The following is a 16811-nucleotide window of genomic DNA, read 5'->3' as shown; positions in this document are numbered from 1 at the left end:
TTTGGGCACGGATAAACATTTTTATCGAAGAATATTTAGTAAGTGGTGAAGCGGAATACCTTTTGAATGCGGTAGGTCAGGTATTTGAAGACAGGCAGTTTCTTTTGGTATTCGCTGTAATCCACCGTGTAAGTTCCGTTTTGATTTGTCCAAAGTCTTTGAAAATAGCTATCGACATCCTTGGAAACGTCAGCATCATTTGGAGCATGGATTTCAACATTCGCTTCAAGATTATAGTCATCCAGATTGCGGGAGGTATAATTAGCCGATCCTCCAAGGATAACCGTTTCATTAGCCTTTTCGATCATCATCAATTTTGTATGGAACTGTTCTTTATCTGTTTTGTACCAGCGGATCGAGATGTTTTCATCCCCCAGCTTTTCGAATTCGGCGGCAACCGGAAGATTGGGAAGCCCGATTTTCTCACTTCCGAAAGCGTTTTGATTCGGATCCAATATCATTTGAATCTTCACACCCCGTTCAGCTGCATCCGTTAATGCCTCGACAACCTCGCGATCGGCAATGTAAAACATGGCAAGATGGATCTTGTCACCCTTTTTTGCATCCTTAATTGCCTTAAGGACATGTTTATTGATTTTTCCTTCCGTTAGCAGTTGTACCGATATCGGTCCTTCATCTGCCGATTTCCCTTTGAACTCAGGAAATGACTTTGGTCCTCCCGAGAATTTCGAAGCGGCTTCTTCGGCTTTAAGAAAATCGCCGATGATATTCCCATCCATCTGGAACGCGATATTGGAATGGAATCCACTTGCGTCATGAGGATTGGCAGATGAGATGATGGCCGTTTTTTCAGTAGCGACCACTTTTCTGTGATTGGCTTTGATATTCATCAGTCTAAGATAAGAACGCAAGGTGACCTTTGGTGCGCTTTTGGCCATTGGATTCACAATCCAGCCTTTTCCGCTTTCACCGAACCATTGGAAAAAGGTCCGATACACACCTGAATAGAGAGGATTCGGATCCCGGAGGCGGTCTAAGTTGGTAACAATGACATCAATTCCATTTTTCTTCATCGTTTCCAATGCTTCTAACTGGTAGGCATTATAGGAAGTATTCACTTCATCTGTAATGAATATAACCTGGAGATCAGGTTTCCTTTTCTTCTGTTTCACCAGATTATCCTTCAGAGTCTCGGTTAACTTCGGGAAGTTTATCTTTTCATCATAAAAAGCATTAAACAAAAACATATCGATTACGATATAAGAATCAGCCTCTTCTATCGCTTGATTTATGGTTTGGAAAATTCGCTGCTCATGTTGCAGATTCCCTTGTTCATCGTGATAGGAAAGGTCATAGATGAAATCGATATCCTCGACATGATGAACCTTTCCTTCATAAGAAATACCATCGGGGAGAGGCTTGTAGCTGTTATAGACGATTACGGTTGCAATGACGATCAAAATGCTGACAAGCAGATAAAATCGTTTTCTTTTGTACCATTTTTTCATAGGGAATCCTCCAACATGGTTAAATTGCTTGCTAACTTTCTACTTTCCCACTTTTGGGGTATATAGAAACATAAATCGTAATCTATGGAAAAGGCAAGGCAATTAAGTTTGATATAATATAGTTTCAAAAAGTGGAAAGGGGCTGTGGCAGATGGAAAAGCAGTTATTGGCAAATGATTGGTGGCCTCTATTGAAAGAGGAATTCAAAAAAGAATATTACCAGGAACTAAGGGAATTTATAAAGCAAGAGTACAGCCAGCAAGTCATTCATCCTGATCAGGACGATATTTTCAATGCGCTTCACTATACTCCTTATGAAGACGTAAAGGTTGTCATCCTTGGACAGGACCCTTACCATGGCCCTGGTCAAGCGCATGGCCTTAGTTTTTCAGTTAAGCCGGAAGTTCGCATCCCACCCTCTTTAAGAAATATCTTTAAAGAGTTAAACACCGATTCTGGCTATGAGGTTCCGAATAATGGTTACCTTGTTGAATGGGCAAAACGGGGAGTGCTTCTATTGAATACCGTCTTGACTGTGCGTGAGGGAGAGGCGCACTCACACCGCGGAAAAGGATGGGAAATCTTTACGAATCAAGTTATTCGCCTATTGAATGACCGTCCGAAACCGGTTGTATTCATCCTGTGGGGAAAACCTGCTCAAACCAAAATCCCTTTAATTGATGAAACCCGCCATAAAATCATTAAGTCCGTACATCCAAGTCCGCTGTCGGCTTCCCGTGGTTTCTTTGGCACAAAACCTTTTTCCAAAACAAATCAATTTCTGTTGGAAATGGGGGAATCCCCAATTGATTGGAAAATCACGAACCGATGATATGGGCAGGAAAACGAAACGGGTGAATTGTATGGCGTGCAGTCATTTCTATATAACTTGGGATCCCAGTTTTCCAAAGGGCTGCCGTGCTTTTCAATTCAAAACATCAAACCAGCCTTCTCTTGATGTCTTTCATTCCTCAGGACAGCCATGCTTGAAATTTCAAGCCAAGCCAATGAAAAGGTAGGAAATATGCAAGGTGTTTTCTTCTCTGATTTTTGCTATGCTAGATATGATAGTTTTGACCTGTATATAGACGAGGTGGTAAAGTTGGATATTTCATCAAGACAAATGTTAGATAAAATCGAAGAGCTTGTTTTAAAAGCGAAACAGACAAATTCAGAGGATAAGGTGCAGGGGTATGTTATTGCGATTAAGTCCCTTTGTGAAGTAATGGTTGATGAAAAAGCGGTGAACATCAGCATACCGAAGCCAATCACATTGACCCAGCCCGTTATGTCGGCTACACCGAATGTAGAACCGGTTAAAATGGATGAGGCTAATGGGGAGTCCTTGTTCGATTTTTAAATTAGGGAAGGGGAGCGAAATAATTGAAACTGTTCATCATTTTAGGTGCATTGAATGGGTTTATTGCTGTGGCACTAGGTGCATTCGGTGCACACGGACTGGAAGGGAAAATTCCCGATAAATATTTAGAAACCTGGCAAACCGCTGTTCAATATCAAATGTTCCATGCGGTGGGTTTATTGGTACTCGGTTTATTGGCTGGGAAAATTTCAAGTCCGATGATCAACTGGTCCGGCTGGCTTATGTTAATAGGAATTATCCTGTTTTCCGGAAGTCTATTCGTTCTAAGCGTTACGCAAATCAAAGTCCTAGGGGCCATCACACCGCTTGGCGGAGTTTCTTTCTTGGTTGCTTGGGTCTTAATGATCGTTGCTGCATATAAATACTTGTAATGGAATTAGCTGATTTTCTTAGATTAGCTGAGACTGTAGACAAATTCGAAGAAATCGAGTATCGAGTTTGCCTACAGTTTTTTTTATGGCTTGTACAATTTGGACGTTGATTTCCGCTACAAGCACTCGCTTTCCGCGGGCGGTCATGGAGCCTCCTCGGCTTGCGCCTGTGGGGTCTTCCCTAGACTCGCTTTTCACGCAGGAGTCTCGCACCTTTCTCTTTGTTATAACATATAGATAGAAACCAAACCTGATGAGTTGAAGGTGTTGGTTTGGGAACAGCATTTGATGAAAGAAAGTTTTCCGAACCTCTTTTGTCTACAAACTGAGCTGATCTTCTTGGGTCAGCTCTTTTTGGGAAAAAGTCATTCCAATATAAGAAGAGCCTCAGAATCAAATAGATTCTGAGGCTCTTCTATATAGGATTTTTTCACCTTGGCGAATAGGTGGCAAGCCCAGCGCCTCCAAATGGATATTCATATTCGATTTCTTCATCAAACGTTATATAATCTAAGTATACCATCGGGATTAAGTATCGTTTTCCCGTTTGAGGGTCGCTTATGATTAAATGATCGCGTCCTGCAGCCTCAATGATTCCTTTGAAGATCTTGGCATTCCATTCCTTGTTGTTTTCAAACGTTGTATAAACAGTGGCTAGTTTCCCTTTATTCAAACGCAAGATGTTCTCGATGTATGATTGTTCGACCGGAAGCATGCCAGGTATCTGTGGTCCGGAAGGGGGTTGACCCATCGTCATCGGCATTTGTTGTGGCGTGCCTGCCATAGTGGGCTGTTGTGGCTGGTATGATGGCTGTTGGTATCCTTGCTGCGGGTAACCTTGTTGCTGGTTAGGATTCTGCTGCCTTAGTTCAGGCTCATTATTCTCATAGGGGTAATAAGGGCTTCCCCCGTACGGGTAGTTACCATAAGGATTATTTTGTGACATTGCATTCCCTCCTAAATTCAAGGTTTAGTTGATGCTGTGGAATTTGGACAATCCGAGAGTGTGGACTGGAAGAAACAGTGCGATTTATAGCGACCGGTAGTATTGTATATGTTTTCTGGACAATCCCCGGGTGGCTTAAAAAACCACAATGAATGTTAAGCGATACATAACGGCTGCCGTTCATGATAAAAGCCATATCCCCTTGTCGGCTAATGAATAAAAGTAACGTTCCTTCACCTCGCTGGAGTCAGGAATTGCCTTGATCAATTTTCCTGAAGCTGAATGGGACTGTGAAAAAATAAATTCATCACTATTGAAAATGTATGGGATGTGGAATGGATTTATTCCAAAGCCGGGGAAAAATAAGGAGGGGGACGCAAAAAAAAAGCTTCCGGAAACCGGAAGCTCATCGTCTTATACGTATAGGAATGAAGGTACGTTTTCTTCCGGCAGGATATTGCCTACAAAGAAAGAACCAAATGCAGCGTAACGTGCACTCACTTCATCAAAACGCATTTCATAGATTAATTTTTTAAATTGAAGGACATCATCTGCAAATAGTGTTACGCCCCATTCGTAATCGTCAAAACCGACAGAACCCGAAATGATTTGTTTTACTTTACCGGCATAACTGCGGCCAATCAAGCCGTGGGAACGCATTAATCCTTTGCGCTCTTCCATGGAAAGCATATACCAGTTATCATCGCCATCACGACGCTTGTCCATTGGATAGAAGCATACATGTTTCGCTTTTGGAAGTATCGGATAAAGTCTGGAACGGACATGAGGATTCTGATATGGGTCCTCACCATCTCCGCCAGCTAAGTAGTTGCTTAATTCCACGACGGAAACGTATGAATAAGCGGGAATTGTATATTCGGCAAGCTTCGTTTTGTTGAATTCGTTTTCAATTGCATTCAATTCTTCCATGGTTGGGCGGGCAAACATAAGCATGAAGTCCGCTTTCTGACCAACGATCGAATATAGGGCATGGCTGCCTTCATTGTCGTTTTGTGTCATATTCCATTTATCCAGTAAACCTTGGAATTCTGAGATGGCCAATTGGCGTTCGTCACTTGATAACGTTTTCCAAGAAGACCAGTCGATTAGACGGAAATCATGTAAACAATACCAGCCGTCCAGTGTTTGTGCTGCTTCACTCATTACGATCACTCCTAAGTCTTATTATAACTTTAATATAACATAGTTTCAGTATAAGGAAATTTTTATCAACCCGCAAACACCATCACTGTTTTCTGGCGTTTCTGCAAATTTTTGATTTGCGGATTGGCAGGGGACCAAAGTGGCTGGAATTTACCTGGCTGCTAGAGTATTCTTAAAAGAAGACGGCAATGGATTTTCATCCAATGGTTAAATATAAAAAAAATGGGGGAAACGTATCTAAAAAGGAGGAAGAGCCAATGAGTGATTTATTTGAAATATTGGAATCGAAAATTATGGGGCATAATTTAAAGATCGTTTTTCCGGAAGGGTTAGATGAACGGATTTTGGGAGCGGCAGGCAGGCTTGCCAAAGCTAAACTGGTGACACCGGTATTGATCGGGGATATCGGGTTGATTCAAGAGAAGGCAAAAGATTTAAAGATCTCCCTTGATGCAATCGAAATATATGATCCGAAGAATTATATCATGATGGATGAAATGGTTGAAGCGTTCGTGAAGGTCCGTGATGGTAAAGCGACCGATGTACAAGCACGTGAAATCTTAATGGATGAGAACTATTTTGGAACCATGCTCGTCCATATGAAACTGGCACATGGAATGGTCAGCGGCGCAACTCATTCGACTGCCGATACGGTTCGGCCCGCCCTAAGGATCATTAAAACAAAGCCAGGCGTCCAAAAAACATCGGGAGTATTCATCATGGTCCGGGATGAAGAAAAATATGTGTTCGCCGATTGTGCGATCAATATAAACCCCAATTCCCAGGACCTGGCTGAAATTGCCATAGAAAGTGCGAAGACTGCACTCATGTTCGATATCGAACCGCGTGTGGCGATGCTGAGCTTTTCGACGAAGGGATCGGCTACATCCCCCGAGACCTTAAAAGTGGTTGATGCCGTCGATTTGGCAAAGGAAATGGACCCGGAAATCATCCTTGATGGGGAATTTCAGTTTGACGCGGCCTTCGTTCCTTCGGTAGCAAGAAAAAAAGCACCGGATTCCCTTATTCAGGGGGATGCGAATGTTTTTATTTTCCCAAGTCTCGAAGCAGGGAACATCAGCTATAAGATGGTACAGCGCTTGGGCGGCTTCGAAGCTGTCGGTCCGATCCTTCAGGGCCTGAATCGTCCGGTGAATGACCTTTCGAGGGGATGCAGTGAAGAGGATGTATATAAACTGGCTGTCATTACAGCGGCACAGGGGTTTGTGGCGCAGTATCAATAGGCAGCTTGAGGATTAAATGTTAGAGGGAGATTCGTATGGGTGAAACAGATTCATTATTAATGCAGCAAGAGTGGAGGATTATTGATCAATCTTCCGTCGGACCTCAGTTTCCTGCTCTGGAGTCCTTTGCGATGGATGATACATTTTGCGCTTCCGTGGGGTCAGGTAAATCAGCGGCCGTAGCCAGGGCGTGGGTACACCATCGAACCATCGTCATGGGTATACAGGATACGAAGTTGCCTTTTCTTAAAAAGGGTTTGGATCATTTAGAAGAACATGGCTTTCAGGCCATCGTGAGGAATTCCGGAGGACTGGCAGTCGTGCTGGATGAGGGTGTCCTTAATTTGTCGCTCATTTTTCCTGAAAACGAGCGGAAAATTGAAATCAATCGTGGATATGATGCGATGTGGGAGCTTGTCCAATTGATGTTTTCCGATTTCCCAGTCACGATGGAAGCAAGGGAAATCGTCGGTTCCTATTGTCCTGGAAGTTATGATTTAAGTATAAATGGGCAAAAATTTGCCGGTATTTCCCAACGCAGGATCCGCAATGGCGTAGCGGTGCAAATCTATTTGTGTGTCAATGGAAGCGGGGCTGAACGTGCCAGCCTCGTGAAGGGTTTTTATGATGCAGCTAAAGGAAATGCAGAAACCAAATTCGTTTATCCTGATATCGTCCCTTCGGTAATGGCGTCCCTAACTGAATTGTTGGGCGTGCAATTGAGTGTTCAGGACGTGATGCTCAGATTCCTGCATGTATTGAAGGAACATAGCGAAAGGATATTCTCTGACACTCTTTCCGTTCAGGAATGGCCGATGTATGAGGCATACTTGACAAGAGTGGTGGAACGCAATGATAAAGTATTTGATGCATTAAAGGATTGAAATGAAAGAAGCCGTTCCATTAAGTCAGGAACGGCTTCTTTCATTTAATACGACTTTAGCATTCACTGAAACTGTAAAAGGACTGGATGATAGGCAGTGGCGTCCGGGGAGATATTATTCCTTCTATCTTGAAACAATGAAAAAAAGAGCCTTATTGGCTCCCTTTTTCGGATAAACATGGGTGAAACGGCCTTTATCATGTGGTTGATCTATGTAACTTATCCCCACATTATCTCATTACTCGGCCATTTTTTCCAAATTGCCATTCCGGTCCATCTTGAATTTAGTTGCCGGACGTTCCTCTTCCTCTAACAAAACCAGCTTTCTTGCTCGATTCATGATATTCATCAAAGTTTCATAATCTTCCTGCATCAAGCCGCTGTTTTGTTCTAGGTGGCTGATTTTATTCTCCAATTCTTCGTTTCGCTTTTTCAGCCCTTTAATTTCAAGCTTCAATCTTTCATTTTCGGTTTTTAATACTTCGGCTTGAAGCATGCGGCCGTTCATAGATTCCAAATAGGCGATGACGGTATCAAGGCTCATGGCCGTTTCCAAAGTTACTGGTGTGTGCTGTGTCTTAGGAGCGAGGGCTTCTGCCACAACGAATTCCTCTGCTGCTTCATAATTGGTAGTATCGACTTCGGATTTCAACTCTAGTTCCTCTTCTTGTACATGGGGAACCATTATGTCGGAAATCGTTGGGGACGGCGGTGTATAAAGAAGCCGTTTTTTCCCTCCTTGATCTTTTCCAAGGATCCTTTGCCGCTGCTTACGCTGTTTCTTGGCAAGGGAAAGCGCTTTATCATAATTATGGCGGACAACTGCATTCCAGCGGAATCCGCATGCTGCAGAGGTGCGATTCAACTTATCTCCTACCTCTTCAAAAGCATTGAGCTGAGTGCTGCCTTCCCGCACATGGCGCAATACCGTTTCTGCCAAAAGCAAATCATCTTCTTCTGTCCAGGCGTCTTGACGAACCTTCATTTCTACATACTCCCTTTCTGGTAATTTTTAAAATAAATAACTATATAAAATATCGTGTGGCAGTGATTTATGGAGTGTTCTACTAGCATTTTGGACAAAATATGGATTTTTTATACAAAAAGGTTAAAAGGATACTAGTTTTTTGATTATTTACATCCTTTTCACATCATCCAGCCCTCTTGATATTCATAAGTAGAAACGGTAAAATACCCTTTAGTCGTATAAATGGATGAAAAATAGTTTGTCATGGAAAGGATGGTGACCGGAGGATGTCCAATGAATTCAGAGTGTGCGATGACTGCTTGGCGGTAAACATTAAAACGTTGATTCCGCGTCTTGAAAAGCTTGATCCCGACGCGAAAATTGAAGTGGGCTGTCAATCCTATTGCGGTCCTGGCAGAAAGAAGTCTTTTGCCTTTGTCAATAACCGTCCAGTTGCTGCACCGACAGAAGACGAGTTACTAGATAAAATCAATAAAAAACTAAAGTAGGATCCATGATATATAGTTAGAGTGGATTGTTTGCTTAAGATAAATGAAACAAGTAATCATCACCCAGATTCGACACACTGCGGTGATTTTTTATTTCTTTAATTTCAAGACAAAATCGGACTGAAACTTCCGTTTTCTTACAAAATGACCTCTCTTACTAGCAAGGTGGAAGTTAGGTTTTTTTGTCAAAACACGCTATAATGAGTGCATCGAGATTACGAAAATGAGGGTAGTTCATGGAATATTCCGGCGAAAAATTACAAGAAGAAAAAGTATTCAAGGACCCGGTGCACCGATATATACATGTTCGCGACCGGGTTATATGGGATTTAATAGGGACGAAGGAATTTCAGCGACTTCGAAGGATCAAACAGCTGGGAACGACTTATTTAACCTTTCATGGTGCGGAACATAGTCGGCTTAGCCATTCGCTTGGAGTATACGAGATTGTTCGGAGAATCGTGGATGATGTTTTCGAGGGCAGACCCGAATGGAAACCAGAGGAGCGGTTACTATCCTTGTGCGCAGCACTTCTGCATGATTTGGGTCATGGTCCTTTCTCTCATTCTTTTGAAAAGGTGTTTGACCTGGATCATGAGCAATTCACGCGGCAGATAATCCTCGGCGATACGGAAGTGAATAAGATCCTCCTTAGGGTTGGACGTTCTTTTCCTAAAAAAGTGGCAGAAGTCATAGCGAAAACCTATAAAGGCAAATTAGTAGTCAGCCTGATTTCAAGTCAGATCGATGCTGATAGAATGGACTATTTACAGCGTGATGCTTACTTCACTGGCGTGAGTTATGGACATTTCGATATGGAAAGGCTTTTGCGTGTAATGAGGCCAAGGGAAGAACATGCCGTCATAAAACAAAGCGGGATGCATGCGGTTGAGGATTATATCATGAGTCGCTACCAAATGTATTGGCAGGTTTATTTCCATCCAGTTACGAGAAGTGCGGAGGTTATACTTACCAAGATTCTACATAGAGCGAAACATTTATATGAATCCGGTTATGAGTTTGCCCAAGAACCACACCATTTTTATTCATTGTTCAGGGGAGAAGTGACTTTAACGGACTACTTGAAAATGGATGAATCGGTGATGCTCTATTATTTCGAAGCATGGGAAGACGAAAACGATGCGATTTTAAAAGATTTATGCACTCGCTTCGTTAACCGTAAACTATTTAAATATGTGGAATTCCATCCATCGAACAGTCAAATGAACAGGTTGATGGAGTTAAGGACGCTATTCAAGAAGGCAGGCATCGATCCGGATTATTATCTTGTCGTCGATTCTTCATCAGATCTGCCGTATGATTTTTACCGGCCAGGTGAGGAAGAGGAGAGACTGCCGATTCACTTGCTGAAAAATAATGGCGAAATTCGTGAATTATCGCGTGAATCCGAAATTGTCGATGCAATTTCAGGGAAAAGAAGAACGGATCATAAGTTGTATTATCCAGCGGATTTATTGCGTGATGAATCTACGAAGAAAAATATAAAAAAACAGATTCGAAAGCTTTTGGAGCTATCGGATTAAAGTGGTACATTTTTGGTGAGGAGTGACGAGCCTTGTTTAAGGATCATGCAAACATTATCAATGCAATTTCTACTGCCGGTGAAATCTCGGGTCGGAAAAAATTACAAAAGATCGTTTATATCGCGAAGAAGCTGTCCTTCCCATTTCATGAAAAGTTTCAGTTTCACTTTTATGGACCGTACTCGGAGGAGTTGACCTTACGTATCGAAGAGCTCTGCGAAATGGGCTACTTGAATGAAGTAAGGGAAAAAAAAGCAGGCTATTATCAATATTGTTATTCGATAACGGATGCAGGCCGGGATTTCCTATCCATACAGGAAGTGGAGATGCCGGCACTTGAGGCATGCTTACAGGATATGAACGAACAGAATGCCAGGTTTTTGGAGCTGGTTTCAACGGTATTATACTTTGACACGCTTGAAAAAGAGGAAGTCACCGAGAAAATTTTCACGCTGAAAAGCAAACAAAAATATACGCTTGAAGAAATTGATGAGGCATATGAATATATTGAGCAGCTAAAAACAAAAGCTAAGCCGAATTGATGGCTTAGCTTTTCCCCATTATGTAAATCTTATAAATCGCTTTTACGGACACCGGCTACTGCTAAATGATTTTTTGACATTTCTTCAATGAAAATCGTCACGGCTTCAGCTGGTGCTCCAGTTGTTTCCGTAACGGCTGCAGTCACCTTTTCGACTAAAGCCTTTTTTTGTTCGTCTGTACGGCCTTCAAGCATTTTGACTGTTACATATGGCATCTCTTTTCCCCCCTTCCTCTCTTATCTTGTAGTGTTTCACAATGGAAAAAGAAATGCAAGACACGGAAGTCAGAGTTTTTTCACTTCTTGATCTTTTGATGTATACTAACGGTAATATATATTGGGGGAGAAGCTATTGGAGCAAATAGAAGGGTTTTTGGCTTATAGATTGGAAGAACTTCCATATGTCATCGTGTCACTTTTAATAGCCTTTACGGTTCATGAATTTTCCCATGCTTATGTGGCCTATAAGTTCGGTGATCCGACTGCAAAGAATGAAGGAAGAGTCACATTGAATCCGATTTCCCATTTGGATCCGATCGGAACATTGCTGATATTAATTGCCGGATTTGGTTGGGCGAGACCTGTACCGGTCAATCGTTTTCATTTCAAGAATCCAAAATTGGCAGGAGTGCTCGTCTCTTTTGCCGGTCCGTTCAGTAATTTGATTGTTGCAATTTTGGGGTATTTAATTTTCTACGGATTGCTTGCCGCAGGCGTTGGACCTGATTTACCGTTTTTCGTCGAGCCATTCTTAAGTATGCTCATAAATTTAAATGTCCTTTTATTTGTATTTAATCTGATACCGCTGCCGCCGCTCGATGGTTATAGGATCGTACAGGATCTTGTTTCAGCAGACTTGCGGGCAAAAATGACCCAGTATGAACAATACGGCTCGCTTATTTTTTTGATCCTGATCATCACACCTCTGAGTCAATATACAATTAGACCGATTTTGGATACTGGCATTAAATTTGTAGGAAGCACCTTGAATCAATTTTTTTCACTTTTGTTTTTTTAACCAATAATAAGGAATGACAATCGATAAAGGGGGATATAAGCATGGATGAACAACCAAAGAAAAAGGTAGGCTTTAATATTATAAAAAACGACCCAACAGAAGGTCATGGCGGATATGGAGCAGGGGTTTTAACGCTCGATAATATTTCCCCGGTCATCATCGATGTGGATGCAGGTGAAGCAGAGGTCGATATCGGCGCGATGCATGCCAGAAGTGCAGTGGAAAAAGGGATCAAGTTTTTAAAGACTAAAGAGGAGGTCCCGAATGCCAAACCTTACTGGCTTGTTTGGGTGACCATTGAAGCCACTCAAAACGGTCCGCACTATGCAGGAGTGACAGCATGTGAAATGATGGTCGACAGGTCAATTAGACGCGGTTACAAATCGCTCCCGGAGCATGTTAACCGGATGGATAAATCGCTGAAACGAAAAATCATCGTCGAGGACATGGACGATAAATCAAAGCGTGTGCTTGCAGACTTCCTGAAAAATCATGATGCAGGGATGTGGGAGCGTTCTTCAGATCTGCTGAAGGAGTCATTGACGGTTTGAAATTCGATTAATGGGTGAAATGTTAAGTTTAGTGAAAAATGCACTTGTAGGAAAGCGATAAAATCAGTAAACTTAAAGACAGCAGTTTAGTCACTGTGGAACTAGGACAGAAAAACCCCCGAAGCCGCTGCCGGCTTCGGGGGTTTTTCGTTATCCCCAAGGTTTTAAGACTTTTTTGTACCATGGGGCCTTTTTATGTTCTTCTTCTTTTGGGGCATGTTTCGGACTCTCACCCTTAAAGTGCTCGGCACAGTATTCGACAGGTTCGGTTCCTTTAACATAATAAGTCAATCTTGAGGCAGGACAGTCCTTTGTGGCCAATTTTCCGCTAACGGGGTTCACGTTTACCCCGATTACGTTTTCGGTTTCCTTAAACGGTTTTGCCGGTTTCCCTTGCAGGCCTTTTTCCATATAGGAAGCCCAGATTTTCTTTGCATAGCCTTTTTCAGCAGGGATCTCGATCTTTTTGCCTTGATCATATCCAGTCCATACTCCTGCTACAAGCTCCGGTGTGTAACCGATCATCCAGCTATCAGTCGGGGTGGAGCCTGATTTGCCGGCATATGGGCGGGACAGCTGGGAACTGATGGTGCTGCCGGTCACTTTCGTATAGCCATTTAAGGTTTCGTCGAAAACCCCTGTAAGCATCTGGGTCATGACAAATGCCTTATCCTCATCCAAAATCTGTTCCGGTTTCTCATTTTCATCAAAAATCACTTCACCTTTTTGATTTTCAACCTTTTTGATAAACACGGGTTCAACCTTCTTGCCGCCGTTAGCCAGAATGCTATATGCGTTCACCATTTCAATCGCCCTTACACCTGACGTACCGAGTGCCAGGGAAGGAACCGCATCCATCTTTGCCGTGATGCCGAAACGATGCGCCGTATCGACCAATGTCTGTTCCCCAAGGAACAAGTGCGTTTTTACGGCGAAGATATTATCGGAAAGAGCAATGGCCTGAGCCATCGTGATTTCACCTTCCGCATATTGATGGTTGTAATTATGCGGTGTGTAAGATGAGTGACCATCATCGAAAGAGAATGTAGTTGTCTCGCTTTTTAAGGTGGTGGACGGTGTGAAACCATTCTCCAGTGCTGAATAGTATAGCAAGGGCTTCATGGTTGAACCAGGCTGGCGAACGGCCTGTGTGGCCCGATTGAATGGTGACTCGGAGTAATCTTTCCCTCCGACCAGCGCACGGACCTCCCCGGTATCCGGATCCATTGCCACTATCGAGGCTTGAATGCCTGAAGACTTGGGTATGGTATTGGAAAGAACTTCTTCGGCAGCGTCCTGCTGGGTTTCGTCCAGTGTGGTATAGACCTTAAGGCCGCCGAGCTCGATCGTCCGGTCATCCAAATGAAGCTGAGACTTTAAAGCTTGTTTGACGGCATCCTGGAAATAGGGAGCGGTCTTATTGGTGACCGTTCCATGCTCCCCTTTTAATGTAAGGGGTGTTCGCACCGCTTCCGCGATATTTTTTCCTGAAATGTAGTTTTTGTTTTTCATGGCTTGCAGGACAACTTTCTGCCTTGATTTGGCCTTTTCAAAGTTATCCAATGGAGAATAGTTTGACGGCCCTTTTGGTATTCCGGCCAGCATGCTCGCCTCAGGAAGGGTCAAATCCTTGGCATCCTTGCCAAAGTAATACTGACTTGCAGCTTGGGCTCCATAGGCACCATGGCCATAGTAAATCGTATTTAAATAGCCTTCTAGAATTTCCTTTTTGGAGTAGTTCATTTCTAAACGTATCGTATAAAAGGCCTCATTAAATTTACGCGACCACGTTTTGTCATGCCCGAGAAACAGGTTCCTGGCATACTGCTGGGTAATGGTGCTTGCACCCTGGACTTTGGACATTGCCTTAATATCAGCAAGGATGGCTCCGCCGATCCGCTTTATATCAAATCCATTATGAGTGTAAAATTGACGATCCTCAACGGCGACAGTCGCTTTGATGAGCTCTGGTGAAATTGACTCCATTCCGGCCCAATAACGTTTCTGGCCATTATCGGTTTCACCGATCACATTTCCATTATCACTATAATAGAGAGTGGACTGCGGCACGACCAAAGGAGGCGGGCCTAATATTTTTGCATAAATCAGTAAAGAGAGGAGCAATACAAAGAGTATCGTGAGCCCGATTGTGGCAAGGATAATGAAGGCCCGTACATATTTAGTTGTCCTTTTAAATCGTTCGCTTGGAATCAATTCCATTGCTTTCACCTCTCTTATCAGGTAAGAATCTAGTATCTATTACTATTATGGAAAAAAAAGAAAATTTTAAACATAAGAACTGCATTTAAGAAATTTATCTTGCAATTCTGCTAGATTCGTCTATAATTTTTCTAGCTAATGACTATACCGATTTTGGGGAACCTATAAGGTGACTGACAATATGAAATGGAAAAGGAGCGTTAATAAATGAGCATTTGGTTTACTGAAAAACAAACAGAGAATTTTGGTATTACGATGAAAGTGAATCGTACTTTACATACGGAGCAAACTGAGTTTCAAAAGCTGGATATGATTGAAACGGAAGAGTGGGGCAATATGCTGTTGCTGGATGACATGGTAATGACTTCACAGCGTGATGAATTCGTGTACCATGAAATGGTAGCCCATGTTCCTTTATTTACCCATCCTAATCCAGAAAACGTTTTGGTTGTAGGAGGAGGGGACGGAGGAGTTATCCGTGAAATCCTAAAACACCCAAGCGTAAAAAAAGCTACATTGGTGGATATCGATGGGAAAGTTATCGAATACTCAAAGAAATTCCTGCCTGAAATTGCAGGCATGCTTGAAGATCCGCGTGTAGACGTACAAGTTGGGGATGGCTTCATGCACATCGCCAAAAGTGAAAATGAATATGACGTGATCATGGTTGACTCAACTGAACCAGTCGGACCTGCTGTCAATTTATTTACTAAAGGTTTTTATGCCGGGATTTCCAAGGCTTTGAAAGAAGACGGGATTTTTGTGGCACAATCCGACAATCCTTGGTTTAAAGCGGACTTAATTCGTGATGTACAACGTGATGTAAAAGAAATATTTCCAATCACCAGCTTGTATTTAGCGAATATCCCGACGTACCCAAGCGGCCTTTGGGCGTTCACGATCGGATCGAAAAAATATAATCCATTAGAAGTGACTGAAGATCGCTTCCATGAATTAGAAACGAAATATTATACAAAAGAACTTCATAAAGCAGCTTTCGTTCTGCCTAAATTCGTTCAAGATTTAGTGAAATAAGGGAGGCATGGACCATGAAATTCGATGAAGCCTATTCAGGCAATGTATTCATTAAAAGCCATCCTGTTTTTGAGGAATCGGAAGCTGTGCTATACGGCATGCCGATGGACTGGACGGTAAGCTTCCGTCCGGGTTCCCGCTTCGGCCCTACCCGAATTCGTGAAGTTTCGATTGGTTTGGAAGAGTACAGCCCGTATTTAGATCGTGAATTAGAGGAAGTTAAATTCTTTGATGCCGGGGATATTCCATTACCATTCGGCAATCCGCAGCGCAGTATCGATATGATTGAAAAATTCGTCGACAGCTTGTTGGATGCAGGTAAGTTCCCAATAGGTATGGGAGGGGAACATCTTGTAACATGGCCTGTCATCAAAGCCATGTTCAAAAAGTATCCCGATATGGCCATCATCCATATGGATGCCCATACAGATTTACGTGAGGATTATGAAGGAGAGCCGCTTTCCCATGCGTCAATCATCCGTAAATCCGCAGACCTTATCGGTCCAAAAAATGTTTACTCTTTCGGCATTCGTTCCGGTTTGAAGGAAGAATTCCAATGGGCAAAAGAAAATGGCATGCACATCTCTAAATTTGAAGTTCTTGAACCTCTGAAAGAAGTACTGCCGCAGTTAGCTGGCCGTCCTGTATATGTGACGATCGACATCGATGTTCTTGATCCTGCGCACGCCCCGGGAACAGGCACAGTAGATTGTGGGGGCATCACCTCCAAAGAGCTTTTAGCTTCGATTCATGAGATAGCACGGTCTGAAATTAATGTAGTCGGCTGCGATTTGGTAGAAGTGGCACCGATTTATGATCCATCCGAGCAAACTGCGAACACTGCGAGCAAGCTGATTCGCGAAATGATTTTAGGTTGGGTTCAAAAAGGTTAATGGATGTAAGACTTTGACTTGACTGTTCCTGTTTTTTAGCGGGAATGGTCTTTTTTTATCCATTCCGGGAAAGAA

At 42.8% G+C, this 16811-nt stretch carries 18 protein-coding genes; 12 read left to right on the top strand and 6 right to left on the bottom strand.

Going from position 1 to position 16811, the window contains the following annotated elements; all coding sequences use genetic code 11:
* Nucleotides 1-35: 35 nt before the first annotated feature.
* A complete protein-coding gene (locus ACIQZD_RS16540; protein ID WP_402904591.1) occupies nt 36-1469 on the bottom strand; it encodes a phospholipase D family protein in 1434 nt (477 codons plus the stop codon).
* Between the two features lie 151 nt (nt 1470-1620).
* Between ACIQZD_RS16540 and ACIQZD_RS16535 the strand changes: the two genes are divergently transcribed.
* The 3 genes from ACIQZD_RS16535 to ACIQZD_RS16525 all read left to right on the top strand — a co-directional run bounded on the left by ACIQZD_RS16535 (nt 1621) and on the right by ACIQZD_RS16525 (nt 3221).
* On the top strand, nt 1621-2301 hold the full coding sequence (locus ACIQZD_RS16535; protein ID WP_402904589.1) for a uracil-DNA glycosylase: 681 nt from the start codon (nt 1621-1623) through the stop codon (nt 2299-2301).
* Nucleotides 2302-2571: 270 nt separating this feature from the next.
* Nucleotides 2572-2829, top strand: a complete 258-nt coding sequence (locus ACIQZD_RS16530; protein ID WP_137023602.1) for a YwdI family protein — start codon at nt 2572-2574, stop codon at nt 2827-2829.
* Between the two features lie 23 nt (nt 2830-2852).
* The gene (locus tag ACIQZD_RS16525) at nt 2853-3221 is read left to right on the top strand and encodes a DUF423 domain-containing protein (RefSeq protein WP_402904587.1); all 369 of its coding nucleotides are present in this window, start codon (nt 2853-2855) and stop codon (nt 3219-3221) included.
* A 430-nt stretch (nt 3222-3651) separates the two neighbouring features.
* Here ACIQZD_RS16525 and gerQ read toward each other — a convergent pair whose 3' ends face one another.
* Both gerQ and hemQ read right to left on the bottom strand, forming a co-directional pair.
* A complete protein-coding gene (gene gerQ / locus ACIQZD_RS16520; protein ID WP_402904585.1) occupies nt 3652-4167 on the bottom strand; it encodes a spore coat protein GerQ in 516 nt (171 codons plus the stop codon).
* Between the two features lie 414 nt (nt 4168-4581).
* The gene (gene hemQ, locus ACIQZD_RS16515; protein WP_350300713.1) at nt 4582-5331 is read right to left on the bottom strand and encodes a hydrogen peroxide-dependent heme synthase; all 750 of its coding nucleotides are present in this window, start codon (nt 5329-5331) and stop codon (nt 4582-4584) included.
* A gap of 257 nt (nt 5332-5588) precedes the next feature.
* Between hemQ and pta the strand changes: the two genes are divergently transcribed.
* Together pta and lipL are read left to right on the top strand one after the other, a co-directional pair.
* On the top strand, nt 5589-6575 hold the full coding sequence (gene pta / locus ACIQZD_RS16510) for a phosphate acetyltransferase (RefSeq protein ID WP_137017371.1): 987 nt from the start codon (nt 5589-5591) through the stop codon (nt 6573-6575).
* 35 nt (nt 6576-6610) lie between these two features.
* Entirely contained in the window at nt 6611-7459 is an 849-nt protein-coding gene (lipL, locus tag ACIQZD_RS16505) for an octanoyl-[GcvH]:protein N-octanoyltransferase (RefSeq protein WP_137023604.1), read from the top strand.
* Nucleotides 7460-7696: 237 nt separating this feature from the next.
* On the opposite strand, the gene ACIQZD_RS16500 is transcribed toward lipL, so the two are convergent.
* A complete protein-coding gene (locus ACIQZD_RS16500; RefSeq protein ID WP_402904581.1) occupies nt 7697-8443 on the bottom strand; it encodes an RsfA family transcriptional regulator in 747 nt (248 codons plus the stop codon).
* Nucleotides 8444-8712: 269 nt separating this feature from the next.
* Between ACIQZD_RS16500 and ACIQZD_RS16495 the strand changes: the two genes are divergently transcribed.
* The 3 genes from ACIQZD_RS16495 to ACIQZD_RS16485 all read left to right on the top strand — a co-directional run bounded on the left by ACIQZD_RS16495 (nt 8713) and on the right by ACIQZD_RS16485 (nt 11020).
* Nucleotides 8713-8934 (top strand): YuzB family protein, encoded by a 222-nt coding sequence (locus ACIQZD_RS16495; RefSeq protein WP_048683566.1) that lies wholly within the window; start codon nt 8713-8715, stop codon nt 8932-8934.
* Between the two features lie 236 nt (nt 8935-9170).
* Complete coding sequence (locus ACIQZD_RS16490) at nt 9171-10478, top strand: HD domain-containing protein (RefSeq protein ID WP_402904579.1); 1308 nt, start codon at nt 9171-9173, stop codon at nt 10476-10478.
* A gap of 32 nt (nt 10479-10510) precedes the next feature.
* A complete protein-coding gene (locus ACIQZD_RS16485) occupies nt 10511-11020 on the top strand; it encodes a YwgA family protein (RefSeq protein ID WP_098185024.1) in 510 nt (169 codons plus the stop codon).
* Nucleotides 11021-11049: 29 nt separating this feature from the next.
* Here the strand turns inward: ACIQZD_RS16485 and ACIQZD_RS16480 are convergent, their stop codons facing one another.
* Nucleotides 11050-11235 carry a 2-hydroxymuconate tautomerase gene (locus ACIQZD_RS16480; RefSeq protein WP_034315897.1) on the bottom strand — a complete coding sequence of 62 codons (186 nt, stop codon included), beginning with the start codon at nt 11233-11235 and terminating at the stop codon, nt 11050-11052.
* A gap of 145 nt (nt 11236-11380) precedes the next feature.
* Here ACIQZD_RS16480 and ACIQZD_RS16475 point away from each other — a divergent pair, with 145 nt between their 5' ends.
* Nucleotides 11381-12037, top strand: a complete 657-nt coding sequence (locus ACIQZD_RS16475; protein WP_402904843.1) for a site-2 protease family protein — start codon at nt 11381-11383, stop codon at nt 12035-12037.
* 41 nt (nt 12038-12078) lie between these two features.
* Complete coding sequence (locus ACIQZD_RS16470; protein ID WP_230176101.1) at nt 12079-12588, top strand: YwhD family protein; 510 nt, start codon at nt 12079-12081, stop codon at nt 12586-12588.
* A 150-nt stretch (nt 12589-12738) separates the two neighbouring features.
* On the opposite strand, the gene ACIQZD_RS16465 is transcribed toward ACIQZD_RS16470, so the two are convergent.
* Nucleotides 12739-14808 (bottom strand): transglycosylase domain-containing protein, encoded by a 2070-nt coding sequence (locus ACIQZD_RS16465; RefSeq protein ID WP_402904576.1) that lies wholly within the window; start codon nt 14806-14808, stop codon nt 12739-12741.
* A gap of 207 nt (nt 14809-15015) precedes the next feature.
* Between ACIQZD_RS16465 and speE the strand changes: the two genes are divergently transcribed.
* Together speE and speB are read left to right on the top strand one after the other, a co-directional pair.
* Nucleotides 15016-15843: a spermidine synthase gene (gene speE / locus ACIQZD_RS16460; RefSeq protein WP_101223866.1), complete on the top strand. Its 828-nt coding sequence runs from the start codon at nt 15016-15018 to the stop codon at nt 15841-15843.
* 14 nt (nt 15844-15857) lie between these two features.
* Nucleotides 15858-16736 (top strand): agmatinase, encoded by an 879-nt coding sequence (gene speB / locus ACIQZD_RS16455; protein ID WP_402904574.1) that lies wholly within the window; start codon nt 15858-15860, stop codon nt 16734-16736.
* Nucleotides 16737-16811 lie beyond the last annotated feature (75 nt).

Origin of the sequence: Peribacillus sp. NPDC096447 (genome assembly GCF_044762725.1) — a bacterium.
Lineage (GTDB): Bacteria > Bacillota > Bacilli > Bacillales > DSM-1321 > Peribacillus.
The sequence above is the reverse complement of the archived record's forward strand: the minus strand, read 5'-3'. Positions and strand labels throughout refer to the sequence as shown.